Annotated in this window: 21 protein-coding genes; 7 read left to right on the top strand and 14 right to left on the bottom strand. The window is 50.8% G+C overall.

What is annotated here, in order from left to right; translation table 11 throughout:
- Positions 1 to 65: 65 nt before the first annotated feature.
- From ACR02O_RS01210 to ACR02O_RS01190, 5 genes are all read right to left on the bottom strand, one after another.
- Positions 66 to 5,003, bottom strand: a complete 4,938-nt coding sequence (locus ACR02O_RS01210) for a methyl-accepting chemotaxis protein (protein WP_494522607.1) — start codon at positions 5,001 to 5,003, stop codon at positions 66 to 68.
- A gap of 43 nt (positions 5,004 to 5,046) precedes the next feature.
- Positions 5,047 to 7,221, bottom strand: a complete 2,175-nt coding sequence (locus ACR02O_RS01205) for a chemotaxis protein CheA (RefSeq protein WP_494522606.1) — start codon at positions 7,219 to 7,221, stop codon at positions 5,047 to 5,049.
- A 12-nt stretch (positions 7,222 to 7,233) separates the two neighbouring features.
- The gene (locus tag ACR02O_RS01200) at positions 7,234 to 7,521 is read right to left on the bottom strand and encodes an STAS domain-containing protein (protein WP_033158482.1); all 288 of its coding nucleotides are present in this window, start codon (positions 7,519 to 7,521) and stop codon (positions 7,234 to 7,236) included.
- An 80-nt stretch (positions 7,522 to 7,601) separates the two neighbouring features.
- Complete coding sequence (locus ACR02O_RS01195) at positions 7,602 to 7,970, bottom strand: response regulator (protein ID WP_020484376.1); 369 nt, start codon at positions 7,968 to 7,970, stop codon at positions 7,602 to 7,604.
- A gap of 12 nt (positions 7,971 to 7,982) precedes the next feature.
- Positions 7,983 to 8,684, bottom strand: coding sequence for a methyl-accepting chemotaxis protein (locus tag ACR02O_RS01190; protein ID WP_240617928.1), 702 nt, complete (start codon positions 8,682 to 8,684; stop codon positions 7,983 to 7,985).
- Between the two features lie 645 nt (positions 8,685 to 9,329).
- Between ACR02O_RS01190 and ACR02O_RS01185 the strand changes: the two genes are divergently transcribed.
- Positions 9,330 to 9,665: an ASCH domain-containing protein gene (locus tag ACR02O_RS01185; RefSeq protein WP_033158484.1), complete on the top strand. Its 336-nt coding sequence runs from the start codon at positions 9,330 to 9,332 to the stop codon at positions 9,663 to 9,665.
- On the opposite strand, the gene ACR02O_RS01180 is transcribed toward ACR02O_RS01185, so the two are convergent.
- The 5 genes from ACR02O_RS01180 to nth form a co-directional block, all read right to left on the bottom strand.
- A complete protein-coding gene (locus ACR02O_RS01180) occupies positions 9,643 to 10,401 on the bottom strand; it encodes an HvfC family RiPP maturation protein (RefSeq protein ID WP_494522605.1) in 759 nt (252 codons plus the stop codon). The genes ACR02O_RS01185 and ACR02O_RS01180 overlap by 23 nt on opposite strands.
- Positions 10,401 to 11,252 carry an HvfB family MNIO-type RiPP peptide maturase gene (locus ACR02O_RS01175; protein WP_494522604.1) on the bottom strand — a complete coding sequence of 284 codons (852 nt, stop codon included), beginning with the start codon at positions 11,250 to 11,252 and terminating at the stop codon, positions 10,401 to 10,403. The genes ACR02O_RS01180 and ACR02O_RS01175 overlap by 1 nt, the downstream gene beginning before the upstream one ends.
- A gap of 3 nt (positions 11,253 to 11,255) precedes the next feature.
- Positions 11,256 to 11,837, bottom strand: a complete 582-nt coding sequence (locus ACR02O_RS01170; protein WP_101051455.1) for a DedA family protein — start codon at positions 11,835 to 11,837, stop codon at positions 11,256 to 11,258.
- Between the two features lie 29 nt (positions 11,838 to 11,866).
- Positions 11,867 to 12,448, bottom strand: a complete 582-nt coding sequence (locus ACR02O_RS01165; RefSeq protein WP_494522603.1) for a hypothetical protein — start codon at positions 12,446 to 12,448, stop codon at positions 11,867 to 11,869.
- 106 nt (positions 12,449 to 12,554) lie between these two features.
- Positions 12,555 to 13,190 carry an endonuclease III gene (gene nth, locus ACR02O_RS01160; RefSeq protein ID WP_494522602.1) on the bottom strand — a complete coding sequence of 212 codons (636 nt, stop codon included), beginning with the start codon at positions 13,188 to 13,190 and terminating at the stop codon, positions 12,555 to 12,557.
- Between the two features lie 210 nt (positions 13,191 to 13,400).
- Here nth and smbP point away from each other — a divergent pair, with 210 nt between their 5' ends.
- Positions 13,401 to 13,736, top strand: a complete 336-nt coding sequence (gene smbP, locus ACR02O_RS01155; RefSeq protein WP_494522601.1) for a small metal-binding protein SmbP — start codon at positions 13,401 to 13,403, stop codon at positions 13,734 to 13,736.
- A gap of 78 nt (positions 13,737 to 13,814) precedes the next feature.
- Here the strand turns inward: smbP and ACR02O_RS01150 are convergent, their stop codons facing one another.
- Positions 13,815 to 14,648 carry a thymidylate synthase gene (locus tag ACR02O_RS01150; protein WP_494522600.1) on the bottom strand — a complete coding sequence of 278 codons (834 nt, stop codon included), beginning with the start codon at positions 14,646 to 14,648 and terminating at the stop codon, positions 13,815 to 13,817.
- Between the two features lie 182 nt (positions 14,649 to 14,830).
- On the opposite strand from ACR02O_RS01150, the gene ACR02O_RS01145 reads away from it, so the two are divergent.
- The 4 genes from ACR02O_RS01145 (at position 14,831) to ACR02O_RS01130 (ending at position 17,141) form a co-directional block, all read left to right on the top strand.
- The gene (locus ACR02O_RS01145) at positions 14,831 to 15,043 is read left to right on the top strand and encodes a hypothetical protein (RefSeq protein WP_458138510.1); all 213 of its coding nucleotides are present in this window, start codon (positions 14,831 to 14,833) and stop codon (positions 15,041 to 15,043) included.
- A 126-nt stretch (positions 15,044 to 15,169) separates the two neighbouring features.
- Positions 15,170 to 15,760 carry a DUF4124 domain-containing protein gene (locus tag ACR02O_RS01140; protein ID WP_494522599.1) on the top strand — a complete coding sequence of 197 codons (591 nt, stop codon included), beginning with the start codon at positions 15,170 to 15,172 and terminating at the stop codon, positions 15,758 to 15,760.
- Positions 15,757 to 16,590: an SDR family oxidoreductase gene (locus ACR02O_RS01135; protein ID WP_458138508.1), complete on the top strand. Its 834-nt coding sequence runs from the start codon at positions 15,757 to 15,759 to the stop codon at positions 16,588 to 16,590. Before ACR02O_RS01140 ends, ACR02O_RS01135 begins: the two co-directional genes overlap by 4 nt.
- A 164-nt stretch (positions 16,591 to 16,754) precedes the next feature.
- A complete protein-coding gene (locus tag ACR02O_RS01130; RefSeq protein WP_033158495.1) occupies positions 16,755 to 17,141 on the top strand; it encodes a hypothetical protein in 387 nt (128 codons plus the stop codon).
- Between the two features lie 75 nt (positions 17,142 to 17,216).
- Here the strand turns inward: ACR02O_RS01130 and ACR02O_RS01125 are convergent, their stop codons facing one another.
- Positions 17,217 to 18,038 carry a 5'-methylthioadenosine/S-adenosylhomocysteine nucleosidase family protein gene (locus ACR02O_RS01125; protein ID WP_458138506.1) on the bottom strand — a complete coding sequence of 274 codons (822 nt, stop codon included), beginning with the start codon at positions 18,036 to 18,038 and terminating at the stop codon, positions 17,217 to 17,219.
- 109 nt (positions 18,039 to 18,147) lie between these two features.
- On the opposite strand from ACR02O_RS01125, the gene ACR02O_RS01120 reads away from it, so the two are divergent.
- Entirely contained in the window at positions 18,148 to 18,585 is a 438-nt protein-coding gene (locus tag ACR02O_RS01120; protein ID WP_458139200.1) for an Rsd/AlgQ family anti-sigma factor, read from the top strand.
- A gap of 34 nt (positions 18,586 to 18,619) precedes the next feature.
- Here the strand turns inward: ACR02O_RS01120 and ACR02O_RS01115 are convergent, their stop codons facing one another.
- Complete coding sequence (locus tag ACR02O_RS01115; RefSeq protein WP_494522598.1) at positions 18,620 to 21,256, bottom strand: UPF0182 family protein; 2,637 nt, start codon at positions 21,254 to 21,256, stop codon at positions 18,620 to 18,622.
- Between the two features lie 449 nt (positions 21,257 to 21,705).
- Positions 21,706 to 23,436: a multicopper oxidase domain-containing protein gene (locus ACR02O_RS01110; RefSeq protein WP_458138503.1), complete on the bottom strand. Its 1,731-nt coding sequence runs from the start codon at positions 23,434 to 23,436 to the stop codon at positions 21,706 to 21,708.
- Between the last annotated feature and the right edge of the window lie 61 nt (positions 23,437 to 23,497).

Below are 23,497 nucleotides of genomic sequence, written 5' to 3'. Positions count from 1 at the left end.
GGGTTAATAAAAGTTGATACCAGCTTTTTCTAGCTCATAAAAACCAGCTTGAGATGGCTCCGATTTTATAAATGTGCTTGTTTTTTTAACGTCACAATGGCAACACTGACTTGGCTGGAGGCCAATGCAAACGCGCTGCCCGCATCTAACAAGGACTCGGCGGTTTCATATTGGCCACTATTAATCACCTCGGCCACTTTTCCGGCTTCGCGATGAAACTGCGCATGTTTATGCAGACAGTCCTGAAAACCCGACAAATGTTTGTATTGCTTTTGACCGCCACCGTGCAACCATTTACCCAACTTGCAGCAATCGTCCCGGCCAATGGTGACGGCATCCATGTGCTCGTGTTGGCTGATACCCCGGCGCAGTTTCACCTTCCACTCGCTGTGCGCTTGAATGGCGGCATCCAAGTCAATGGCGTCATCCTCTGTGGTTTTCGCACTTGCCTGTTTCGCACTTTCTGAGCGACGCGATGTTGTTTGGGTTGCAGAGCGGCTAGCAGCATGTCCGGAAGAGGTGATTTTGAAAAAGCTCATCAAACTTTGTAGTTGTTCCGTTTGCCCCATCATTTCTTCCGCAGTAGCCGCCAACTGTTCGCTGGCGGATGCATTCTGCTGAGTAATCTGATTCATCTGGTTCATGGCATTGTTAACTTGGCTGACACCGGCGGATTGTTCTTGGGAGGCGGCGGCAATCTCTTGCACCAAGTCGGAGGTTCTGGCAATGCTGGGGACAATTTCATCCAGCAGTTTGCCGGCACTTTCCGCTGTCTCGACGCTGTTTTCGGCCAACTCGCCAATCTCCTGCGCCGCCACCTGGCTGCGCTCGGCCAGTTTGCGCACTTCCGCCGCCACCACCGCAAAGCCTTTGCCGTGATCGCCGGCGCGCGCCGCTTCGATGGCGGCGTTCAATGCCAACATGTTGGTTTGATAGGCGATGTCGTCGATGATGCCGATTTTTTTGGCAATCTCGCGCATGGCATCAACGGTCTGTTTCACCGCTTCACCGCCTTGGCTGGCTTCGGTAGCGGCTTTGCTGGCCATGCCGTCGGTGACTTTGGCATTGTCGGCATTCTGGTTGATGCTGGCCGCCATTTCCTCGATGCTGGCACTGGTGATCTCGACACTGCCTGCTTGTTCGCTGGCAGCTTGCGACAGCGATTGCGAAGTGGAACTGATCTGCTCGGAGGCATTACCCAGCTGATCCGCGGCGGAAATCACCTCGGCGATGGTTTGGGAGAGTTTGGCGACGGTGTTGTTCACGGTGTCTTTAAATTCACCCAACTGGCCTTGGTAGTTACCGGTCACGTTGCGCGTCAGGTCGCCTTGTTCAACCAACGCCAGTACTTCGACCGCTTCATTCAGCGGCAAGATCACCCCATCCAGGGTGTCGTTGACGCCTTCGACGATTTTGCGGAAATCGCCTTGGTGTTTGCTGGCGTCGGCACGGGTTTGCAGGCGCCCCTCAACCGCAGCGGTGGCCAGCATATTGGCGTCGGCCACCAGCGTATTGACCGCATCGATACAGGTGTTGAGGTTGTTTTTAATGGTGTTGAAATCACCGTTGTAGGTGTCGGTGATTTTGGCGGGAATGTGGCCTTTGGAAATGTTATCGACATAGTCAGCCGCCACATTCAACGGGCCGATCACCGCATTCAGGGTCAGATTCACGCCCTCGACAATCTTACGGAAATCGCCTTGGTGCTTAGTGGCATCCGCGCGGGTGGCCAAACGCCCTTCGACGGCAGCGGTCGATAACATATTGGCATCGGCCACCAAGGCGTTCACCGCATCAATACAGGTGTTCAGATTGTTTTTGATGACATTGAAATCACCGTTGTAGGTGTCGGTGATTTTGGCGGGGATCGCGCCTTTAGAGATGTTGTCCACGTACTCGGCCGCCACGTTCAAGGGTCCGATCACCGCATCCAGCGTGTTGTTGACGCCTTGGACGATTTTCCGGTAGTCACCTTGGTATTGGCTGGCGTCGGCGCGGGTGGCTAAGCGGCCTTCGATAGCGGCTTTTTCCAAGGCCACCGCTTCGGCCACCATGCTGGAAATCGCATCGATACAGTTGTTCAGGTTGTTTTTGATGGTGTTGAAGTCACCGTTGTAGTGGTCGGTGATTTTCGCCGGAATCGCCCCGCGCGAGATGTTGTCCACGTACTCGGCGGCCACGTTCAAGGGCCCGATTACCGCATCCAGGGTGCTGTTGACCCCTTCGACGATTTTGCGGAAATCGCCTTGGTGTTTCGTGGCATCCGCGCGGGTCGCCAAGCGACCTTCGACGGCAGCGGTCGATAACATATTGGCATCGGCCACCAGGGCGTTCACCGCATCAATGCAGGTGTTCAGGTTGTTTTTGATGACATTGAAATCACCGTTGTAGGTGTCGGTGATTTTGGCGGGGATCGCGCCTTTAGAGATGTTGTCCACGTAGTCGGCCGCGACGTTCAAAGGTCCAATCACGGCGTCCAGCGTGTTATTGACGCCTTCGACAATCTTGCGGTAATCGCCTTGGTATTGGCTGGCGTCGGCGCGGGTGGCTAAGCGGCCTTCGATGGCGGCTTTTTCCAGCGCAGCGGCTTCGGCCACCATGCTGGAAATCGCATCGATACAGTTGTTCAGATTGTTTTTGATGGTGTTGAAATCGCCATTGTAGGTGTCGGTGATTTTCGCCGGAATCGCCCCGCGCGAGATGTTGTCGACGTACTCGGCAGCGACGTTCAAGGGCCCGATCACCGCGTCCAGGGTGTTATTGACGCCTTCGACAATCTTGCGGTAATCGCCTTGGTATTGGCTGGCGTCTGCACGGGTGGCTAAGCGGCCTTCGATGGCGGCTTTTTCCAAGGCAGCGGCTTCGGCCACCATGCTGCTGATCGCATCGATACAGTTGTTCAGATTGTTTTTGATGGTGTTGAAATCGCCATTGTAGGTGTCGGTGATTTTCGCCGGAATCGCCCCGCGCGAGATGTTGTCGACGTACTCGGCAGCGACGTTCAAAGGTCCGATCACGGCATCCAGGGTGTTGTTGACGCCTTCGACAATCTTGCGGTAATCGCCTTGGTATTGGCTGGCGTCGGCGCGGGTGGCTAAGCGGCCTTCGATGGCGGCTTTTTCCAGCGCAGCGGCTTCGGCCACCATGCTGCTGATCGCGTCGATACAGTTGTTCAGGTTGTTTTTGATGGTGTTGAAATCGCCGTTGTAGGTGTCGGTGATTTTTGCGGGGATCGCGCCTTTGGAGATGTTATCGACGTACTCGGCAGCCACGTTCAAAGGGCCGATCACGGCTTCCAGCGTGTCGTTAACGCCTACGACGATTTTCCGATAATCACCCTGATGTTTAGTCGCATCTGCACGGGTGGACAGCTGTCCTTCAACGGCTGAGTGGGACAGCATGACGGCATCGGCAATCAAAGATTGCACGGAAAATACTGCGGCTTTGACACCCTCATTCAGTTGATTGAATTCTAAGCCGTAGTTATGGCTATCGTTTTGCGGCATTTGGCCGCGCCCGAACAAGGTCATGGCATGAATCATGGCATTGACAGGGCGGAGCACCCCCATGACGATGTACCAACTCATTGCCAGGAAACCCAACAAGAACAAGGACACGACTATCATCGTAGTGTTGATAGTGCCGCCTAATCGCGCCAAACGGGCATCCAAACCGGCATATAGCAACTTGCTAAATCCTCCTGCTAACGAGAAGTTTTGTTGGATAGCCTGCGTCAAGCTGTTGAAATAATCGCTGCCGGCAAGCTCAAGTTGCCCGCGTTGTAAAATTTCCGTTTCAGTCAAGGTCAGTGCTTGCTTGGCTAAGGCGGTGGCTTTTTGCAAATCCGTGCGGAGTGCGGGGTTCATGCTGCCGATTTTGGGAATATTCTCGTCGATCATCGCCAGGGTTTCTTCAGCATTCGCGATTAATGCTCGCAGGTAAGCGGCTTCTGCAACAGTCACGGTTTTTCGCTGCAAAATCGGCGAACCCACGCCTCTGAGCATACCCAATTGTTCGGACAGCTCAGGAAATAAACTGATTGCCAACACTTGGGCGTAATAGGTATCGGCTTCCGGATCCAATCCTAGTCCCGAAGCATCAGCCACTTTGCGGTTAAAAGCGTGCAATTGCCTAATGAATTCGCCATGCTTTGCAAGATTGGTTTGTGCATCAAATTTGCTAGCCGAAGCCGCCAGCTCTTGCCATTTTTCCCTGAGCGCTTGCCAGGCCAAAGTCAGCTTTAATTCCTCCAACCGTCCGTCCAATGCGGAGATACCGGCGATTTGCTGATTGACTTCGTTGCGTTTCGCCTCCCGGCGGCTCGCTTCCTGTGTGTTGCCGGCGATTACCATCGCGTTCAAGCCACGGTGCTCTACCACCAGTTGCATCAGTTTGATGGTCTCCGTAGAGTAATCGACACCTTGTTTTTCCTTTAATGCGAAATCCTTGTCTGCGATATTGTCATTTATCAAAAAGTAGGTTGGCACTGCGAACATAGCAATAGCCAGAACCACTAAGGCAACAAACTTTTGCCAGAGCTTAATTTTGCTAAATACACTAGAAATCTTTCCCTCTTTAAAGGGATTTTTAACGCGACCGGCTTTGATATGGGCATATAGCGCTGCCGCCGCATCAACTTCGCTGCGTGCTGGCTTGAAGCGGATAGACCGGTAACCAATCATCTGGCCTTCGTTGTAAATTGGCGCGACATTGGCTTCCACCCAATAGAAATCGCCATTTTTGGAACGGTTTTTTACCAATCCGCGCCAAGTGCAACCGGCGGAAATGGTTCGCCACATCCATTCATAGGCCTCTTCCGGCATATCCGGGTGGCGCACAATGTTGTGCGGCTGCCCCAGCAGTTCCGATTCCGTGAAGCCACTCAGTTTGATGAAAGCCGGGCTGACACTGGTGATATAGCCACTCAAATCGGTGGTAGAGGTGAGAATGTCTTCTTCGGAAAAATGTAATTCGACGTCAGTAACGGGTTGATTATTTCTCATGACTATTTTCCTTAGTGTGTAATTGGCTTTTTTCCAATTTGGCTCAAGCCTGTGCCACGTGCATATTGCCCTGAAGCTTGTGCTCAAAGGCGCTAACCAATACGGGTACATCCAAAATTAACGCCACTTCGCCACTGCCCAAGATCGTGGATCCACCCAGCCCCTCTACATGGCCGAATAATTTGCCAAGCGGCTTGATAACCGTCTGAAACTCGCCGATTAAGCGATCAACGACTAGCCCCGTCTTGACACCCGCTGCATGCACCACGACGACATTAGGTCTGCGCGGTTGATCTCCGCTGATGTTGAACAGATCGCGCAAGCGGATAAAAGGCAGCACTTCGCCGCGCAAATCCATGTAATCCCTGTCAATCAAATCGCCGGACAACTCCAAGCACTCAACAACCCGGTCAAGAGGAATCACATACGATGACTTACCCACTCCCACCAGGAAGCCATCGATAATGGCTAATGTCAGTGGTAAGCGAATACGGATGGTGGAACCTTGACCCGGCCTGCTTTCAACTTCGATGTCGCCGCGTAAATCGGTAACGTTCCGCTTGACCACATCCATGCCCACACCGCGCCCGGACAGATTGGAAATTTGGCTGGCGGTTGAAAAGCCGGGTTCGAAAATCAAGCTATAAATTTCATGGTCGCTTAGTTTGGCGTCGGCTTGCACCAAACCTTTTTCGATGGCTTTTGCCAAAATTCGATCACGATCCAGACCACCGCCATCATCGCTAACTTCTATGGCGATGCTGCCCGACTCGTGGTAGGCGTTTAATCTGAGTTCGCCGCGACTGGGTTTGCCGCGCGCGGCGCGGACTTCGGCAGACTCGATACCGTGGTCCATGGCGTTGCGGACTAAGTGCATCAGCGGATCGCCGATTTTTTCGACAACCGATTTATCCACTTCGGTGTCGCCGCCGGTAATGACCAAGGCAATATCTTTGCCCAGTTCTTTGCCGACATCGCGCACCACTCGCTGGAAGCGGCTGAATGTGGCACCTATCGCCACCATTCGCAGTTGCAATGCACCGTCGCGCACTTCTTCGACCAAGCGCATCATTTCGCTGGTGGCTTCCAATAGCGCGGAATCGCTGGTCTGTAAGGCACGCAGATTGACACCCGCACCCGAAATAACCAGTTCGCCTATCACATCGATGAGTTTGTCCAAGCGCTCGGCGTCTACCCGTATGGTTTGGTTTTCTCGGGCTTTGTTGTCTTTAATCTGCTGCTGTTTTTCCAACGCCGCATTCACCAGCGGCTGTTGCACCACTTGTTGATCGACCAAGATTTCGCCAAGGCGGGTATTCGGTTGCGGGACTTGCGCCTGCTGCGCGTTGAGGCCTTCTTGTAGTTCACGTTGGGTAATGACCCCGCTTTTCAGCAACAGCTCGCCGAGTTGGGCATTGTCTTCGCCCAGCGAATTGATCAGTTCGACGTAGTAGGGAATTTTGTCTTCCAGCGGCAAAATGTGGATGTAACTGCCTTCGCGAACAAAATCGAACACGCTTTCGATAGCGGCTTTGTCTGCGTCGCTTTTTAGGACAATTTCAAAACCCAGATAACTGCTCTCGGGGTCCATGCTCTCGGCGTCCGGCATTGCATGACTGAAAGTAGTCAGCGACATAATCTCGCCTAGCGTTGCCAAATAGCGGATGAAAGACAAGGGATCCATACCGTCGCGTAGACAGTTTTCGCCGAATTGAATAAACAAATGCCAATTGCCGCTGTCGATTACGCCGCCACCGCTGGCTTCGAGCGGTTCGCCAGCTTGTTGCACGGTAGTCATCGCCTGCTTGGGCTCAGGCTTCAAAAAAGACTCCAAGCCATCCAGTAATTGTCGTTCGGCATTGGTCATCGCCGGGTTGGCGTTTACTTCACCGTCGGCCACTGCTTGAATCAGCTCAATCATATGGTCGCAGCAAGGTAGCAGAATGGCGACCAGTTCCGGCGAAACGCTCAACTTTCCGTCGCGCAAGGTATCAAGCACGCTTTCCACCACGTGGGTGAAGGCAACGATATGATCCAGACCGAACAATCCCGCCGACCCCTTAATGGTATGTGCGGCTCGGAAAATGGCGTTAATCCGTTCGGATGGCTCCTGATCGTCTTCCAGCCCGAGTAAGCCGTCTTCCATGTCTTGCAATAACTCCAGACTTTCAATCACAAAAGTCTTCAGAGCATCCCGCATTTGATCATCAAAACTCATTTCGCATACTCCTTAGTTTTGGGTCAGCACGACCTGATCGCCAAAAGTACCCGTCAGATTCGCTAGTTCCAGCACATCCAACACGGCTTTGCTGTGCATCACGAAACGCAAGCTCTTACCCAAATGCGCGGCTTCGCGTTTAATTAGAATCAACAACTGTAGGCCGGCAGTATCGATTTCGGTGACATTGGCAAGATTGATCTCCAAATCATCCCCAGCCGTTAGAAACATCAGCAGATTGGATTTCTGATCTGCCGCGTTGTAGATGGTTAATTCGTCTTTAATGGTTAGGCTGGGCATGGACGATCTCGCTAGACATAGACAGAGGTACTTATATGAATCGGCGGAAACGGGATGAACGACCGCTGTTCATACTTCGATCAAGGCAAAATTAACTTGGAAACGGCCGCTAACATTTGCGCCGGCTGAAACGGTTTGACCACCCAGGCTTTGGCGCCCGCAGCTTGGCCCTCCTGCTTTTTGCCTTCCTGGGATTCGGTGGTCAGCATAATGACCGGGGTAAATTTATAGGCCGGTAACTGTTTAAGTTCCTTCACGAAGGTAATGCCGTCCATATTCGGCATATTGACATCGGATATGATGAGGTGAATTTTCTGGCCGTTGAGCTTACTTAGCCCATCCTTGCCGTCGCACGCTTCTATTACTTCATAACCGGCGCCTTTCAGCGCAATACCTACTACCTGACGGACCGACGCCGCATCGTCTACTACCAATATCGTTTTTGCCATATGCTTAATATCCTAGAAAAAAGTGATGTCTTGTGATTGAGGTTCAACGGCTCGACTGCCATGACCATGGGCGTGGTGTTCGGATTCCATGGTGTAGGTGCTGGTCAAGCCGCTTAAAATGTGGTCCGCATCTATCGGCCGCAACGCAAATACACCGCCGGCATGACTGCGGTTGAGCTGTTTGGGGAAATCGGCAATGCTGTCTTTGACGTGTTCCAGAATTTGGCCGATCCGGTCTTGAAATTGAAAATGCACCAAGGATTCGTCTATCTCACCTTTTATGGCCTGCGCCGAATGGCTTAAGTTGCTTGAATAGCCCTGCAATTTGGTAAACACGTCATGCAGGTTATCCATTACCGATTGAATATTGCCGTTACAAGCGGAGACCGCTTCGGCCTCGTTTTGCGCGCTTTTTTCCACCGCTAGCAAGGCGGTTTGAATAGCAGAGCTAACTTGCTCGACTTTGGAGCCGATCTGCTTACCGGTTTCACCGGACAAGTTGGATAGCTTTCTAACCTCGTCCGCCACCACGGCAAAACCGCGGCCTGCTTCGCCGGCCCGAGCCGCTTCGATAGCGGCGTTTAAGGCAATCAGATTGGTTTGTTCGGCAATCCGCGCCACTTCCTTGGCCATCTGCTTAAGTTCATCAATAAAGCCCGCCAAGGAGCGAATTTTCTGCAAAACCGCCAAATTTTCCTGCAATGCCGCATCCATGGAGCTCACCACTTTTTGCAAATTGGTGTTGCTGTTTACGAATACTTCTTCGCCGTTGCCACCGAGAGTGGAATGGGAGGATCTTAAAGCCGCTTCCAGATTATTGGTAATCCCGGCAAAGCGTTGAGTCAACAACGTAATCGCCTGCTCGATTTGTTGCCGGGTCGAATCGATTTGTGCTGCCCATACCGGCGTGACTTGCTCGGCAAACCGATCCAGACCGGAAATATAGTTTTCTATTTCGGCTACCGATAAGGCGGGGGCCTTGTCAGTCAAGGTATTTTGCGTAGCGGCAACACAGCGTTTTTTGGTCACCCAAGCGGCTATTCCTGCCGACATCAATGCAACGCAAATCATTACCGCAAATTGGAATATAGACATTTTGGCGTAATCTCCCTGGTTTTTTTATGATTTCGCAGCCCTCTGCCGCCGATCATTTCGGTTCAGTGGCCTGGAAATTCAATGTGGAAAAAAGTATAGGCAGGAAAATTCGGTTTATCTAGAAAGCTACCGACAAATTGTAGGGTTAGTCCCACAACTTATGATTAATTTGCGAAACTGCTAACGGAAGTCGCTTGCAATGCGTGTTTAAGGCTTTTAAAGTGCCAAGCTGTTTTATTCCGTACTACAAGGACATCCGCTTTCATGACTGAATATCCCGAAAAATCTTGCAGCATCGACCGTTTGGTCCGACACCCCAAATTAGTGGCGGCAACGCTGGCCGGCGACAAAACCCAGCAACGCCGCGACGGTTTATATGCCTACCCCGGCGAAACCTTTGTATTGGAAGACGTCGTATTTGAAGTAACTAGCGTGGAGCGCCAAAGAATAGGCGATATGAGCGACGCGGACGCCCGGGCGGAGGGTTATCCGAATCTGGCAATGTATAAGGATTTAATATTGAAAATGCACAGCGGCATGGAGTGGAACGAGGACGGACTAGTCTGGGTGCATAGCTTTAAGCGGCAACAGCCGGAATAAGAATCCCTTTCTCAGCCAGCTCCCGCAGCATCGGCGGGCCGGCGGCCATTAAGGCTTGGCTATCCAGTTGCGGGAATTCCGTGGCAACCGCTTGCAAGCACTGCTCGCCGGTCATCGGCCCTTCATCCTGCAAAATTTGCAGCAAGCGTATGGTCAAACCGGTGGTTTTCAGAAAATGCACGCAGTCGAGATTGTCGCGGTAAACGATCAAGCAAGTGGTTTGCTCCGGCGGCTCTAGCGGCAAAAAGCCGGGGCCTATTGCCTGTACCGGATAACGGTAAAGCAACGGCCAGGCCAAGGGCGATAACGCGATGCTGCGCGGCAACAACTTATCCAGAAAATCGCTGTCACCCAATATTGGTGTGTCCTTGGCAATCGACAAAGCCATTTCCACCCATTCGTAATGTGCCAATTCCAACAGAAACGGATAATCGTCCGGATTATTTCGTTCGTTTTGTAAATACGCTAAAAACTCTTCGGCAATTTCCGAGAAATAGGGTGTTTCGCAGCTGTGCCGGGTAAAGAAATCCTGGGTGATTTCCAACCATTGCGCATCATTCAGGATGGCTCGCAATACCGGAAAATTACTGGCAATAAAACTGTCGATATTGTTGAAAAACAACTCCCGATACATGGCCATACGCCGCGGCTCGACATCTGCCGGTGGCGGATTGTTTTGCGGATCGCGAATATACGCGGCAAACTGGCCTTGGGTAGCCTGAAAATCGGCAGCCATCAGGCTACCTGTTTTTGCCGGCCAGCCGCATAGTGCTGCTGAATGGCTTGGATGGTATCGACTTCCTGGCTTAACTCAAGCAAGGCGGGAATGTTGAAATCCCGCTCAAGCAGGGTAGGGAATACGCCGAACAGCTCGTAAGCCTTGCCTAGCAAAGTCCAGACCGGATCGATCACCGGCGCGCCGTGGGTATCGACCAGAAAATCCTCTGCTTCCACATAATGACCGGCAATGTGTGCGTAAGCGATGCGCTCGGCAGGCATGGCCCGCAGAAAGGCCTCGGCATCGTAGCCGTGATTGACGCTGTTAACGTAGATATTGTTGATGTCGATCAGCACATCGCAGTCGGCTTCAGTGACTACCGCGTTGAAAAAATCGATCTCGGCCATTTCCTGTCCCGGCGCGGCGTAATAGGAAATATTTTCGATAGCCATGCGCTGTTCCAGAATATCCTGCACCCTGCGGATACGCGCGGCGACATGCTTAACCGCGTCTTCGGTAAACGGCATCGGCATCAAGTCGTATAAATGCCCGCCATGGCTGCAATAGCTAAGGTGTTCGCTGTAGAATTTGATCCCGTGCTCGCGCATGAACACTTTCAAATCTTGCACGAATTGCTCATCCAGCGGATCGCTGCTACCTATCGACAGCGACAGGCCATGACAGACAAAATCAAAACGCTCGGTCATGGCGCGAAACTGTTTGCCGAACTTGCCACCGATGGTCATCCAGTTTTCCGGCGCCACTTCGTAAAAACCCACATGGGCCAGCGGCGACTCGACAATCTCGCTCAAAAACGAGCGCCGCAAGCCTAAGCCGGCACCGTGAACGAGATTGCGAACGCTATCCATGACTTACTCTTCCGGTGCGTCTGGTGTTTCCGGTTTGTGGGTAGAACGCCAGAATAAGGCTAAACCAATCGCCACCAATACGCCCAGGATATACATTTCGTATTTTTTAACCTGACCCATGATGGACTCGGCAAATTGGCCGAAGGTGTAGCCCAGATAACCGACCGCTATCGCCCAAATCCCGGCGCCGAGAAAATTCAGCAAGAAAAACTTCAAGGGATGAATCTTGCTGGCCCCAATCACAAACGGCGTGACGTTACGTACGCCGTAGAGAAAGCGAAATCCCAATATCACCGGGATCTGATGCTTGTGCAGCAAATCGAAAACCTTGTCGGTTTTGCTGTGCCAAAGCGGACGTTTCTCCAGAAAGGCGATGCCTTTCCAACGGCCCAGATAGAAAAAGGTCTGGTCGCCGGCAAAGGTACCCAAAAACGCCGTCAGCATCACCCATTCCAATTGCAAATAGCCGCCATGCGCTAAAAAGCCGGCGATGACCAGAATGGTTTCACCTTCCAGATACGTACCGATAAACAAGGCTAGATAGCCGTAATCGATAACCAGCTGCTGTAAATCATTAAAATCCATAGTGTCGGTCTATTGGCGATGAGTCGAAATTAATGGCTGGCCGATTTGTCGGCATCCATTTTGCTCCCGCAACTACCTTCTTCGTTTTTCATCATGGCACCGCAGCTATGTTCGCCGGCTTTTTTGTCGCCACCCATCATGGCACCGCAACTGCCTTCTTCGGCTTTTTTAGACTTGTCGGTGCCGTGATCCATGCCGCCCATGCTGCCCATGCTCATCATGCCGCCGCCGGTCATCATGCCCATGCCGCAAGCGCCTTCTTTACCCTTCATCATCGCGCCGCAAGCGCTTTCCATGCCTTTTTTCATTTTGCCACCGCTCATCATGCCGCCGCACATGCCTTCGCCGCATGAGCCTTCGGTTTTTTTCGCTTCAGCTTTTTTGGTCTCACTTTTTTTGATGCCATTGCCGTCCATTGCATTAGAGCCACACGCGCCCTGACTGATTTTGCCGTTTGAATGCTCTGCATGCGACGTCGCAACTTGCATATAGCCGCTAGACAACTCGGAAACGGCGAATGGGTTGGCATCGGCCTGCGCGTTGACAGCCATGCCGGACAAAAGCGCACCGCCCATCGCAGCGGCCAGCGGAGATTTATTAAATTTTTTCATGCGTTTATCCTCTCGTTTAATTTTTATTTATGGTGCTCCGGCACATTACTACCGGGGCTTACGACTGATGCGTAATCCTTATGGCTCTACTCTGATTATTGCATATTCAGTCTAAATTCTTTGCCTTAAATTCACAGACATCGGCGATGCAGCAAGCGCCGCAACGCGGCTTCCTGGCCACACAAATATATCGGCCGTGTAGAATCAGCAGATGGTGCGCGTCTTTCTTGTATTGCTTGGGCACGGTTTTTTCCAATTTGCGCTCCACTTCCAGGACATTTTTGCCCGGCGCCAGGCCGATGCGATTGGCGACCCGGAAAATATGCGTATCTACGGCGATGGTCGGCTCCCCAAAGGCGGTGTTTAAAATCACATTCGCCGTTTTGCGGCCCACCCCGGCCAGCGCCTCCAGTGCTTCCCGCTGACGCGGCACTTCTCCGCCATGCTGTTCCAGTAGAGTCTGACAAAGTTTTATGACATTTGCCGCCTTGCTGTTGAATAAGCCGATGGTTTTGATGTGCTCCTTCAAACCGTCTTCACCCAAAGCCAGGATCGCTTGCGGTGTATTCGCCACGGGAAACAACTTGGCAGTCGCCTTGTTGACGCCCTTATCGGTCGCTTGCGCTGACAACACCACCGCCACCAGTAATTCGAACGGGGTAGTGAAATTCAGTTCGGTGGTCGGATTCGGCGTGGCTTCGGCCAAGCGCTGGAATATCTGTAGGCGTTTTTCGTTATTCATGCTCAAAAAGGGATACAAAGCCAAGCTTTCCAGGATTCTCCCGGCTTGCAAGGCAAATATTGGTGGCGTCGTTACTTGTTCACTAAAGGAACTAAGTAACGAGTCAACTAAATTGTCGCATTTATGTGGAACCAAACTCGCGCGCATCAAGTCACTAGCTAGCACTCAGAATGGGTGCGGAAAACCACAACAATTCAATTCGGGGGAATTATGAAAACATTTACTGCCATTACCATTAGTGCATTACTGCTCTCGAGTGCCGGTGTATTCGCCGAAGAACATGCTACCGAAGCCTTGAAGCATGCCGAACAGGCTGTCACCCACGGCAAAGCCGGCCATAGCCCCGTCTTGGTGGAGCATGCCGAAGCGGCCTTAACCCATGCCAAGAAAGGTGCTGAAGTCGCCAAGGGCGAATCTAAAACGCATCTCGATGCCGGGGTAAAATCCCTGGAAAGCGCAATTGAACACGGCAAAATGGGCCATGCCGATGTCGCTACAAAAGCCGCCGAAGAAGCCGTTGACCATATCAAGGCCGGCAACAAGTAGCCTCTTAACCGCTAATCAATAGATCCATTTGCGATCGAATAGGTAGAGACGCAAAATTCAGCGTCTCTACCTAGTTCACTAAACTGAAACCGCACCGGCGATATGCCGATGCGCCTGATAATCCAGTAGTTCAAAGTCGGCAAATTCATACGAGAATAGCGATTCCGGCCGGCGTTTTAATTCCAGCCGCGGCGGTGTCAAGGGTTGCCGGCTAAGTTGCAATGCAACTTGCTCAAAATGGTTGCGATAGATATGCACGTCACCGAACGACATGATTAACTCACCGACTTCTAAGTCGCATTGCTGTGCCAGCATATGCGTTAACAAGGCCACACTGGCTTGATTGTAAGGCACCCCTAAAAAGCAATCGGCGCTGCGCTGCGTCATCATGCAGGACAATTTGCCGTTAGCGACATAGAACTGATACAACACATGGCACGGTGGCAGGGCCATTCGCCCGGCTGCGGCATTCTCGCGCGGACCAACGGTTTCATCCGGCAAAAATGCCACATTCCAGCCGCTGACGATGTGTCGGCGCGAATCCGGTTTATTTTTTAAACCGTCCAACAAAATCTGCATCTGATCGTAACTCTCGCCATTCGGCCCCAGCCATTTACGCCATTGCGCACCATATACAGGCCCCAGCTCGCCGTCTGGCGTGGCCCACTCATCCCAAATCGTTACGCCGTGATCGTTTAAATATTGGATATTGGTATCGCCGCGTAAAAACCACAACAATTCATACGCAATGGATTTGAAATGTAGCTTCTTGGTCGTCAGCAGAGGAAATCCGTCCGCTAGGTTGTATCGCATCTGCCGGCCAAACAATGAGCGAGTACCGGTGCCGGTGCGGTCACTTTTGTCGATGCCGTTACTCATGATGTCGGCGAGAAGATCCAGGTAGGGTTGCATAGCGCTCTGAGGTCGAAAATTGGCGGGCAGTATAACTTGCCGGCTTGATGAATACGACTGTCATGGCGCTGTTTCATGAGTCGTGATGGAGGCAGCCGAGAGCTTTAGAGGTGCGACAAAATGGCTGGCCGATCACCATGAGAAGAGCTGCGCGGCTACCACCCAGCTACACGGTTTTGTAAATGCCAGATAAGCTCGCGGCGCTGTATGCCTTTAGCCGTCTGCGTGTGCAGTTTGAGATAAGGGGCTTTATCGCCCAAGGATTTCGGGAAAAAGCAGTTGGTATTTCGCTCAAGTGCTTTCGCGGCGAACATGGCTGCATCTGCGTTTTAAGCGGCTGGATATTGCTGAAAAGACTGATACACTTCGCCGTCGAGCTCACTTCCGGAAATTAATGGCCGGCAAAAACCACCGATTTTTTGCGCGATGCCAGGCTGGCACTGGGCAACAGAAAAAATTTATTTACACTGATCGCGAGCTGAGTAATAGTTTTACTTCGGCGTTTAATCAACAGGAATCCAATGAAAAATCTGTTCTTCGTTTTTGCCCTGTGCCTGTCCGCGGATAGTTGGGCTGGGGTATTTAAATGCACTGATGCCAGCGGCCACACCAATTATCAATCTTCACCCTGCACGGTGGAGCACAAAGCGGTGCAAATGAATACCAAAACCGGCAGCAGTGTTGATTTAAATGCGCTGGAAAGGCAGCAAGCCGCAGAAGCCGAATTGAAAAAACAGCAGTCTGCGCAGGAACAAGCCGAGCACCAGGCCAAACTCGACGCCATCGCCAAAAATAAACAAGATGCCCGAATTCAGAGTGAAATGACACAGACTCTGATCAAGCAAAACCCCATGCAATTTTCCGCATTCGCCATTCCACCTTACGACCCGGAAAAACTACCCGCGCAAGTCAAACCCTTCGAAACGCGCCTGCCGGATGTCGAAAAATTCCGCAGGCTGGCCGCACAAAAAGCTTTAGCCAGCGGCGAGTGTCAACGCATCGAAACCGATGAACTCACTGGGAAGAGCAAACCGGACCAGCTAAATTTTCTGATAAATTGCAGCAGCGGCAAAACCTTTTTGTTCAACGAGGCTGATCTCGTTCAACCATGATGGTCGGCAAAACGCTGTTTATCACCGGCTGCTCTTCCGGCATCGGTTATCACACCGCTCTGTTTTTGAAACAGCGCGGCCATCGGGTGATTTGCTCCGCGCGTAAGCCTGAGGATGTAGAGCGTTTGCGTGGTGACGGCTTCGAATGTCTGCAACTTGATTTGGCGGATTCGCCGAGCATTCAACGCGCGGTCAACGAATTAATCGCGCTGACCGACGGCAAGATCGATGCACTGTTCAACAACGGTGCCTTCGGCCAGCCCGGCGCCGTGGAAGATTTGAGCAGGGATGTGCTGCGCCACCAATTCGAAACCAATCTGTTCGGCACCCACGAATTGACCAATCTGCTATTACCGCTGATGCGCAAACAAGGCCATGGCCGGGTGATCTATAACAGCTCGGTACTGGGGTTCGTGGCGATGAAGTTTCGCGGCGCCTATAACGCCAGCAAATTTGCACTGGAAGGCTTGGCGGACACCTTGCGCCTGGAATTGCGTGGTACCGGCATTCATATTGTGTTGATCGAACCGGGACCGATAGCAAGCCGTTTCCGGGAAAATGCCTTTGCTTTGTATCAAAAGCATATCGATGCCGAGCATAGTTTTCACAAAGAAACTTATAAAGCGATGGAAGCAAGGCTACAAAAACCCGGCCCGGCGGCACCTTTCACGTTACCGGCTAGTGCAGTCGCTGAAAAAGTGGCGCATGCATTGGAGTCGAATCGGCCGAAAATTCGCTACCGGGTGACGGTACCCACGCATTTGTTTGCCTGGCTGAAACGGCTGCTGCCCAGCGCATGGCTGGACAAGCTGCTAGTCAGCGTCGAATAAGGCCGCAGCGGCATTTTTTCGCCACCGAAAAAACCATAAAAACCGCTATAAACAGGCTAGCAAACAGAATGAACTGTGCTATTATCCCGGCCCAACATGTAGTGGTTAAAGCGGTTGGGTTAGCAGCTATATGTTCTTATAAAAATAACTGTGAGGTTCAATACATGAAAATTTTAAAAAGTGCTGTTATCGCGTTCTCTTTAGCTGCTGCCATGGGTTCTTTTTCAACAGCTGCCGTTGCTGAATCTGATCCAGGTAGAACTGCTTACAAACCTACCGATGTAATCAATGAAGTTGTAGCGCGTATTACAGCTGCCGAGGCAGCAATCAACAATGGTGCTGAAGATGCTGCCGTTGTCGATTTGATCCAAAAAGCGGCTGGTTTTATCAAAGAACTCAACGCAAACGACAAGGTTGCCAGATATGCCGATAAAGCTAGAGGCCATTTGAAAGCAGCCATTACTGCCGCTAAAGCCGCTAACTTGCAAGAAGCCAAACAACATTTAGCTGCCGGCAAAGAAGGCGTTGAAGCTTTGAAAAAAATGCTTTAATTCTGTCCCGGGGTGTCTTTCGGGGCACCCCGTATTTTTTCATTCCTCCCCGTTCATTGCCATCTCCGGCAATAGCTACAAATAATACTGATGCTTCTCTAGCTGGGTTTCCAACCAAGCTAATAACGCCCTAGCATTTTCAAATTTTGTCCCAGCTAAATTGAGCATGGTCGCGTGGTTTAATGCTTGCCAACGATTCACCAGTGTGTGCAATTTAGCGGCGTTGGTCGCCGTGAAATGAAACTGTTCAAGCAGCTGTTTGTATAACGCACTTTCCGATGTTGGCAGCGATCCTCTGAGTGTAGTCAGCACGGCGATCATACCTTCGACGTCAGCAATACGCGCCTGCACCCAAGCCATCACCAACTCCTCATTGATTTTCTCCAGTGCCGATTCGGCATTATCCGAAACCACTTTTAAACAGTGAATCAACTCGCTGGAACTGAATTTAACGGCTATTTCGTAAAACGCCGCAGCCTCCATATCGCGCAGATTCTCGTCGTTGTACTCGACATCGGCTCGGGATAAAGTAATTAGCGGCAGGGTGGGGCAAGGGGCATCGAAAGCCAGTTGCGGATAAAAACGGCGTTGGGTTTCGGCGTCGGTGATTTTATCGGCCAAAAAGCAACTGCCTAGCGCCTGGTGGCGATGTCCGGCGATGCCGAAATTGAGCAGGATAGGTTGGGTTGCCTCGGGAAAATGCGCCAGCGTATAAGCCACCGCGCCAGCCATGGCGATTTTGCCTACACCGCTAATCACCAAAACGATGTCGGCGTTTTTGTAAATCGCAAAGGGCTGCTTTTGTGGTAGTTTTTTTAGTCGCCATGCCTGAATTAACGGTTTGGCCTCACAGGGCAATGCGACAAAGATAAAAGTTGATGGTGCAAAGTCAATCACAGTTTTTAAGAAAAATTCCCTTATATTTTAATCAATTGTTGAATATTCATGATAATTCACATAAATTTAAGATTCGTCAATTTTCAAAGGGAGACGTGCCGTGATTGAAATGAATTCCGTAGCTAACAACACCAGTTCAAATAACTTACACCTGGTGACAGCATTGCAGGAGGAGCGCTCTGCCGTCTGGGCTTTGTATTGTCAACTCGCCGAAATGAAGCCATTCTCCAGCGAGAACGCAATCAGGCCAATGTTGTCTGAGTTTTCGCAACTGCTGATAGATTACATATCCTTTGGTCACTTCAGCATCTACGAGCATCTAATTGCTGAGAAGCAGCATCAAAGTTCAGCGTTGTCTCACGCGGAAAAGATATATCCGGCATTCTCCAGCATTACCGCGTCGGCCGTTACTTTCAGCGACACTTACGACGATGGCAGGCGTAAATTTAATACCGCGAATTTGGCTCAGGATTTATCCATGCTTGGCGAACGGCTGGCGGAACGCATGGAGCTGGAAGACCGGCTGTGCTCCATGCTGCTGCATTGATGCGCAGATATTGCCCCTGAAAAGCTCCGATAGCCTATTTGCTTTCAGCTGCCGAAACGCCTGAAACAGGCCCAGCTGCGCCTTTAATAAACAAATCCTTCAAACGACTGAAGGCCGCCTGCAGGGTTTTGTCCATCACCACCTGATTGCCTATCGAAACAATTACCCGCGCCAGCTCAGGCATCTTGGTTTTGGTCGCCAGCATATAAATAGGCTGTACATATAAAATCGAATTACCCATCGTCAGTATCACCATCCGGCCTTTTTTAACTTCCGAGCCTTGTTGATTCCATAGGGTAAACTGCGAGGCGATTTCCGGGTTTTGATCGATCAGCGCATTGACTTGCGACGGTCCGTTAACCTGTACAGCCTTCGGGAATTTGAAAATAGTGATACCCGGCTTGTAAGTGTGGTCGCAGCTTTTATCGTCAACTGTACCGGCAATGCCAACCATACTTAAATTATCTCTGTGTATCGGGGTCATCGGATTAATCATCACAAACTCCTCCAAATCGTTACAACGATCAAAGTCCATCGTAATGAAATACGGTAATACCGGCTGACCATCCACGGAAGCGAACTGCCAGGTTTCCGCCTGCTCATAAAACAACTCCGGGCTGTTTTGATGATATTTAGCGTAAATTTTCATTTGCATATAGTACAAATCACGCGGATAACGCAGATGCTGCATTAGCTCGTCGGGCATTTCCCGCAAACTTTTGAAAACGCCGGGATACGCGCGGTTGTAAGCGTTGATGATCGGATCTTTTGGGTCGGAAATATAGTAATCGACGCTGCCGTCATAGGCATCGACCACAATTTTGACCGAATTACGGATGTAATTGAACTTGTGCTGGCCGTCCAGATAATCGTCAGCTGCCGGTTTGGAGACAGGGTAATAATTGGATAAGGTATAGGCGTCCTGTATCCAATAGAAGCGATCCTTGTCAACAACCAAATACGGATCTTTATCCAGGTGTAAAAACGGTGTCAGCGCGGTGATTCGCTCGTCGATATTACGACGCAACAATAACTTGCTTTGCGCGGATATGTTTGGCGAGAAGAATATTTTTTCGTCTTTCAGGTAAAACGCGAACAACATTTTTCTGAACAGCGACGGGATCGGTATGCCGGAGATACCCTGATAATCCAGCGATTCGCCTGGCGCAGAGCCGGAAATGTCGGTCACAGCCAAGTTGTTCGGTACTATCGCGTAGCGATATTTTTCCTGACCGTAATAAATGTCGGGGTACTTCACGGAAAACCCAACATCCGAAGTCATGTTCAAATCGCGCAAGTACCAAACGATAGGAATGCCGGCATCCTGAGCGGCCGGCGAGATGACCGCGCCGTAGCCATGGGTATAGCGCAAATGGGTGTTTTCCCAGTTTTGCGCCTCCTTGGGTAATTTATCGATATTGACTTCACGGGCTGCCAGATTGACCTGTTGATGATGTCCGTTAATAAAATAACGGTCTTCATCGACAGTCGGAAAGCCATAATAAGGCCGAATGCCTTGTAACTGCATATAGCTGTCAATCAGAAATTCGCGATCCCATACCGGAATATTTTCGAAATGTTTTTTGGTTGACCAAGCTTCTATATCTTTGGTGGCGTCCAGATTGACCTGGAAATCGACGGTTTTAATATTGTTTAAATCGAATGCCGCCATGGTGGCATCAATGTTATGCCGAATCGAATCACCTTCGGTGCGGGTAAAATTAGGTTTGACGATAAATTTTTCAATCAACTCAGGTAGGGTGTGAGAGCCTTGCAGGCCCCAAACGGCTAAAAACCCCAATGAGGCAACGATAATCGGCGTTTTACTGCGATGCCTCTCCGACAGCGCGTAAAAAACTAACGATATGGCAATGGCCAAAAAGAACAAGACCTCAAGCCAAATCATTGGCAACTTGTAACGCAATTCGACAAAGCCGGGGCCAAAAAACACCGGTTCGTTACCCCCGGAATATAACAAGGCGAAGCGTTCCAGTAAAAATCCCCAGATCACAAACAGCACTACGAATGCAAACAGCACCGTCAAATGGATCTTCGCACCCAGTGGAAATTCCTTGCTTTGATTGGGGACAAATTCATGCTCCATCCAATACAGCACGCCGGTCGCCAAAAACACAATAACCGCTGTGGTTAACAACTCCTTCTGAATCAGCATGTAAATCGGATAGGAAAACATGTAGAAGCTGACGTCGTTACCATATACCGGATCGACGATGCCAGATGCGCTGCCGAAGAAAAACAGCAGCGCCTGCTCCCATTGCAAATAGAACGGCACAGCAATAACTACGGCGAGTAGCAGTGAAATGGGAGTATAGATACGAGCCGAACCACTCATGAACACATCGGCAAAGCGTTGAAAACGCCGACGCTTGGAATCATCCATCAATATTTCATCGGGCGGGTTCAGGCCCAGGTAGCGAGAGGCAATCCAGAAGTGAAACAGAAAAACAGCAAAGAAAAATGCAGTAACCGCACCGGAAAAAATAAATCGATAGAGTAATTTCAACCAAAAGTAAGCTTCGAATTCCAGCGAACGGAACCACCATAGATCCACGAAAAAATCGAGAAACACGAAGTAGAACGCGACATATAGCACAATAGCAGTCGCCAGGGTTGCTAAAGTGATCGCCGGCAACAGTTTCCAGTTACGCATAATTTCCTCTTTACTTAGATATCCGAGCGCCTACTTGCGGAACACGTCGCCAAACTTTGGTCGGCAATGTCCCCTTAACATCAATGGCTGAGCATTCTAACACCCAAATCCGGATTGTGATTGTCCGGTTGTTGGCTGGGTTGCCGAGTTGTTTGCCGTGGGGAAAATGGCAAGATCAATCCGATACTAAATAGCTGATGGTCCCGGTCAAATGACAGGAAGGGGAGACGTGCCAACTGAGATCAACGGCAGTAGGGCGCAAATTTTGCCGGATTTGAGATGGCGCAGGATGGTGAACAATTTGCTCAGATCATAACAATACAAGCTTTCTTTGTATCACCGTCACAACTCAGGACACGATGCGGAGTTACACGCGAGCCTGTAACAAAACGCCGCTGCCGAGGCTTTAGCTCGACAGCGGCGTTGGTCTGACGCAGAGCAGTTGGCGCTTACTTTTTGAACATCGCCATGATCCGCTGGCGATTGGCAAAGCCGACATAACTCAAGCCGCCTAGTATCAAGCCATACAGCAATTGCCCAATAAAAGACGGCTGATTTCCGGCTGCTTCCGCTTTCGCAGCGGCGTCGCCCGTATTCAGCGGGGGAGGCGGTGGCGGCACAAAAGCCACTTGCTTTTTATTGCTGATATCCGGCAAGCCTAAGCTTTTCCAGGCATCGTAATCCTGCCAGGCAGGATATTTACCCTGCCAGAATTCTCTGGTGAAGTAAGGCGCTAGGCTCATGCCATGGACTTTGGGGATGCCTTTCTCATCGGAAAAACCTTTGTACACCACCAAACTGATGTCTCCGCCCTCGCCGATACCATTAGTAGTGAAGGATTTCTCGACGTGGTCGTGAAACATCCAGACGCCTTGACCAAAACTGTTCAAGCCATCGTCAACACCGCTTAATTCCAGATCGATACGCTGGGCGGGTACCATGCCATGTACGTCGCGTTTGATATAGGAGTTCGGGCCGTTATCGACACCATCGTAATGCGTCACCATAGGCTTGTGGCCATGAATATGCATCGCAAATGCTTCTTCATGACCGTTCAATATCCGCAGCTTCACCTTTTTATTTTCTTCCATCAGGATCAGTGATTCCCGCAATGTATAAGGGAATGAACGACCATTCAGCATGAAATAATCGGGGCTAGCATCAGTAATGTCATATTCCTGATTCATGCGCCGGGCAATAATCCGCGGATCATTGGCGGAACGCACCATTTCATGCAATTCCTTATCAACCGATTGATAGTGCAGATCGTACTCGGCCGCATATTTTTCTTTGATCGCTACCGATGGATGGCGAACCTGTCCATTGCCGACGTTGAAAACCTGTACCCAGTTGTTGGGGCGATTTTCCTCGACCACAAACATGCCTTGCAAACCCATCGGAATGTGGGTGTGTGGCTGTACGTGGCAGTGGTAATACATAGTGCCGGGTTGGCGCGGTTTGATCACATACGTTTTGCTCTGGCCAGGCAAAACATCCATCTGGCCGGTTTGGCCGACGCCATCGTTGCCTTCGCCGCTATGATCCATGTAAGGATGATCCACGCCATGCAAGTGGATTGAGTGCGGAAAGTAATGGCTATTTTCCAGCACCAACCACACAATATCGCCTTGTTCGACCCGGATAGTTGGCGATGGCGCGCGCAGTAAAGGATTGGCCACTGGCTCGTACAAGCTCAAGGTAGACATATCCCGGGTTTTCGGCGCGTAGACCCAGAAAGTCGGTTGAATACCTGGGGCAATGTCAAAGGTGGTGGTGGGGTCTTTCATGTCCGGAGAATGGCCGTTCAATTCGGCAATTTCCAGCTTGATAATATAGTGGTCGGGGTCGCCGTCGCCGTCCATATCTTCGCCGAGCGTAATGGCATCGGCAGCGAGCTGAGTCTCCATTAAGGTAGACATTGAAATATTATTGGTGCCTTTAACAAAAGCAGCGATTTCAGCAGGATTATCGGGGTTACACATCCGTGATTCTTGTATTTCGACTCCGTCGATCACTTGCGCATCACGCCACTTGGCATCGGTAAATTCGGAACAAACTTCCTCTGCCGCACCCATCTTGACGCTATTGGTCGCCGGTAGTTTGTCTACCGCCGCCATAGCCCATTGCGACGCCGGAAGCAGCATGGCGCCACACAGAATGGGGATAACCTTTTTATGCATACAAAACCTCATAAAACAGACGAATTGACGGAAGCCTTAATAAGGTTTCCGAATATCAGAA

Source organism: Methylomonas sp. PHL2-19, from assembly GCF_059331595.1.
Note: the sequence above shows the minus strand (reverse complement) of the source record. Positions and strands in the feature narration are given on the sequence as shown.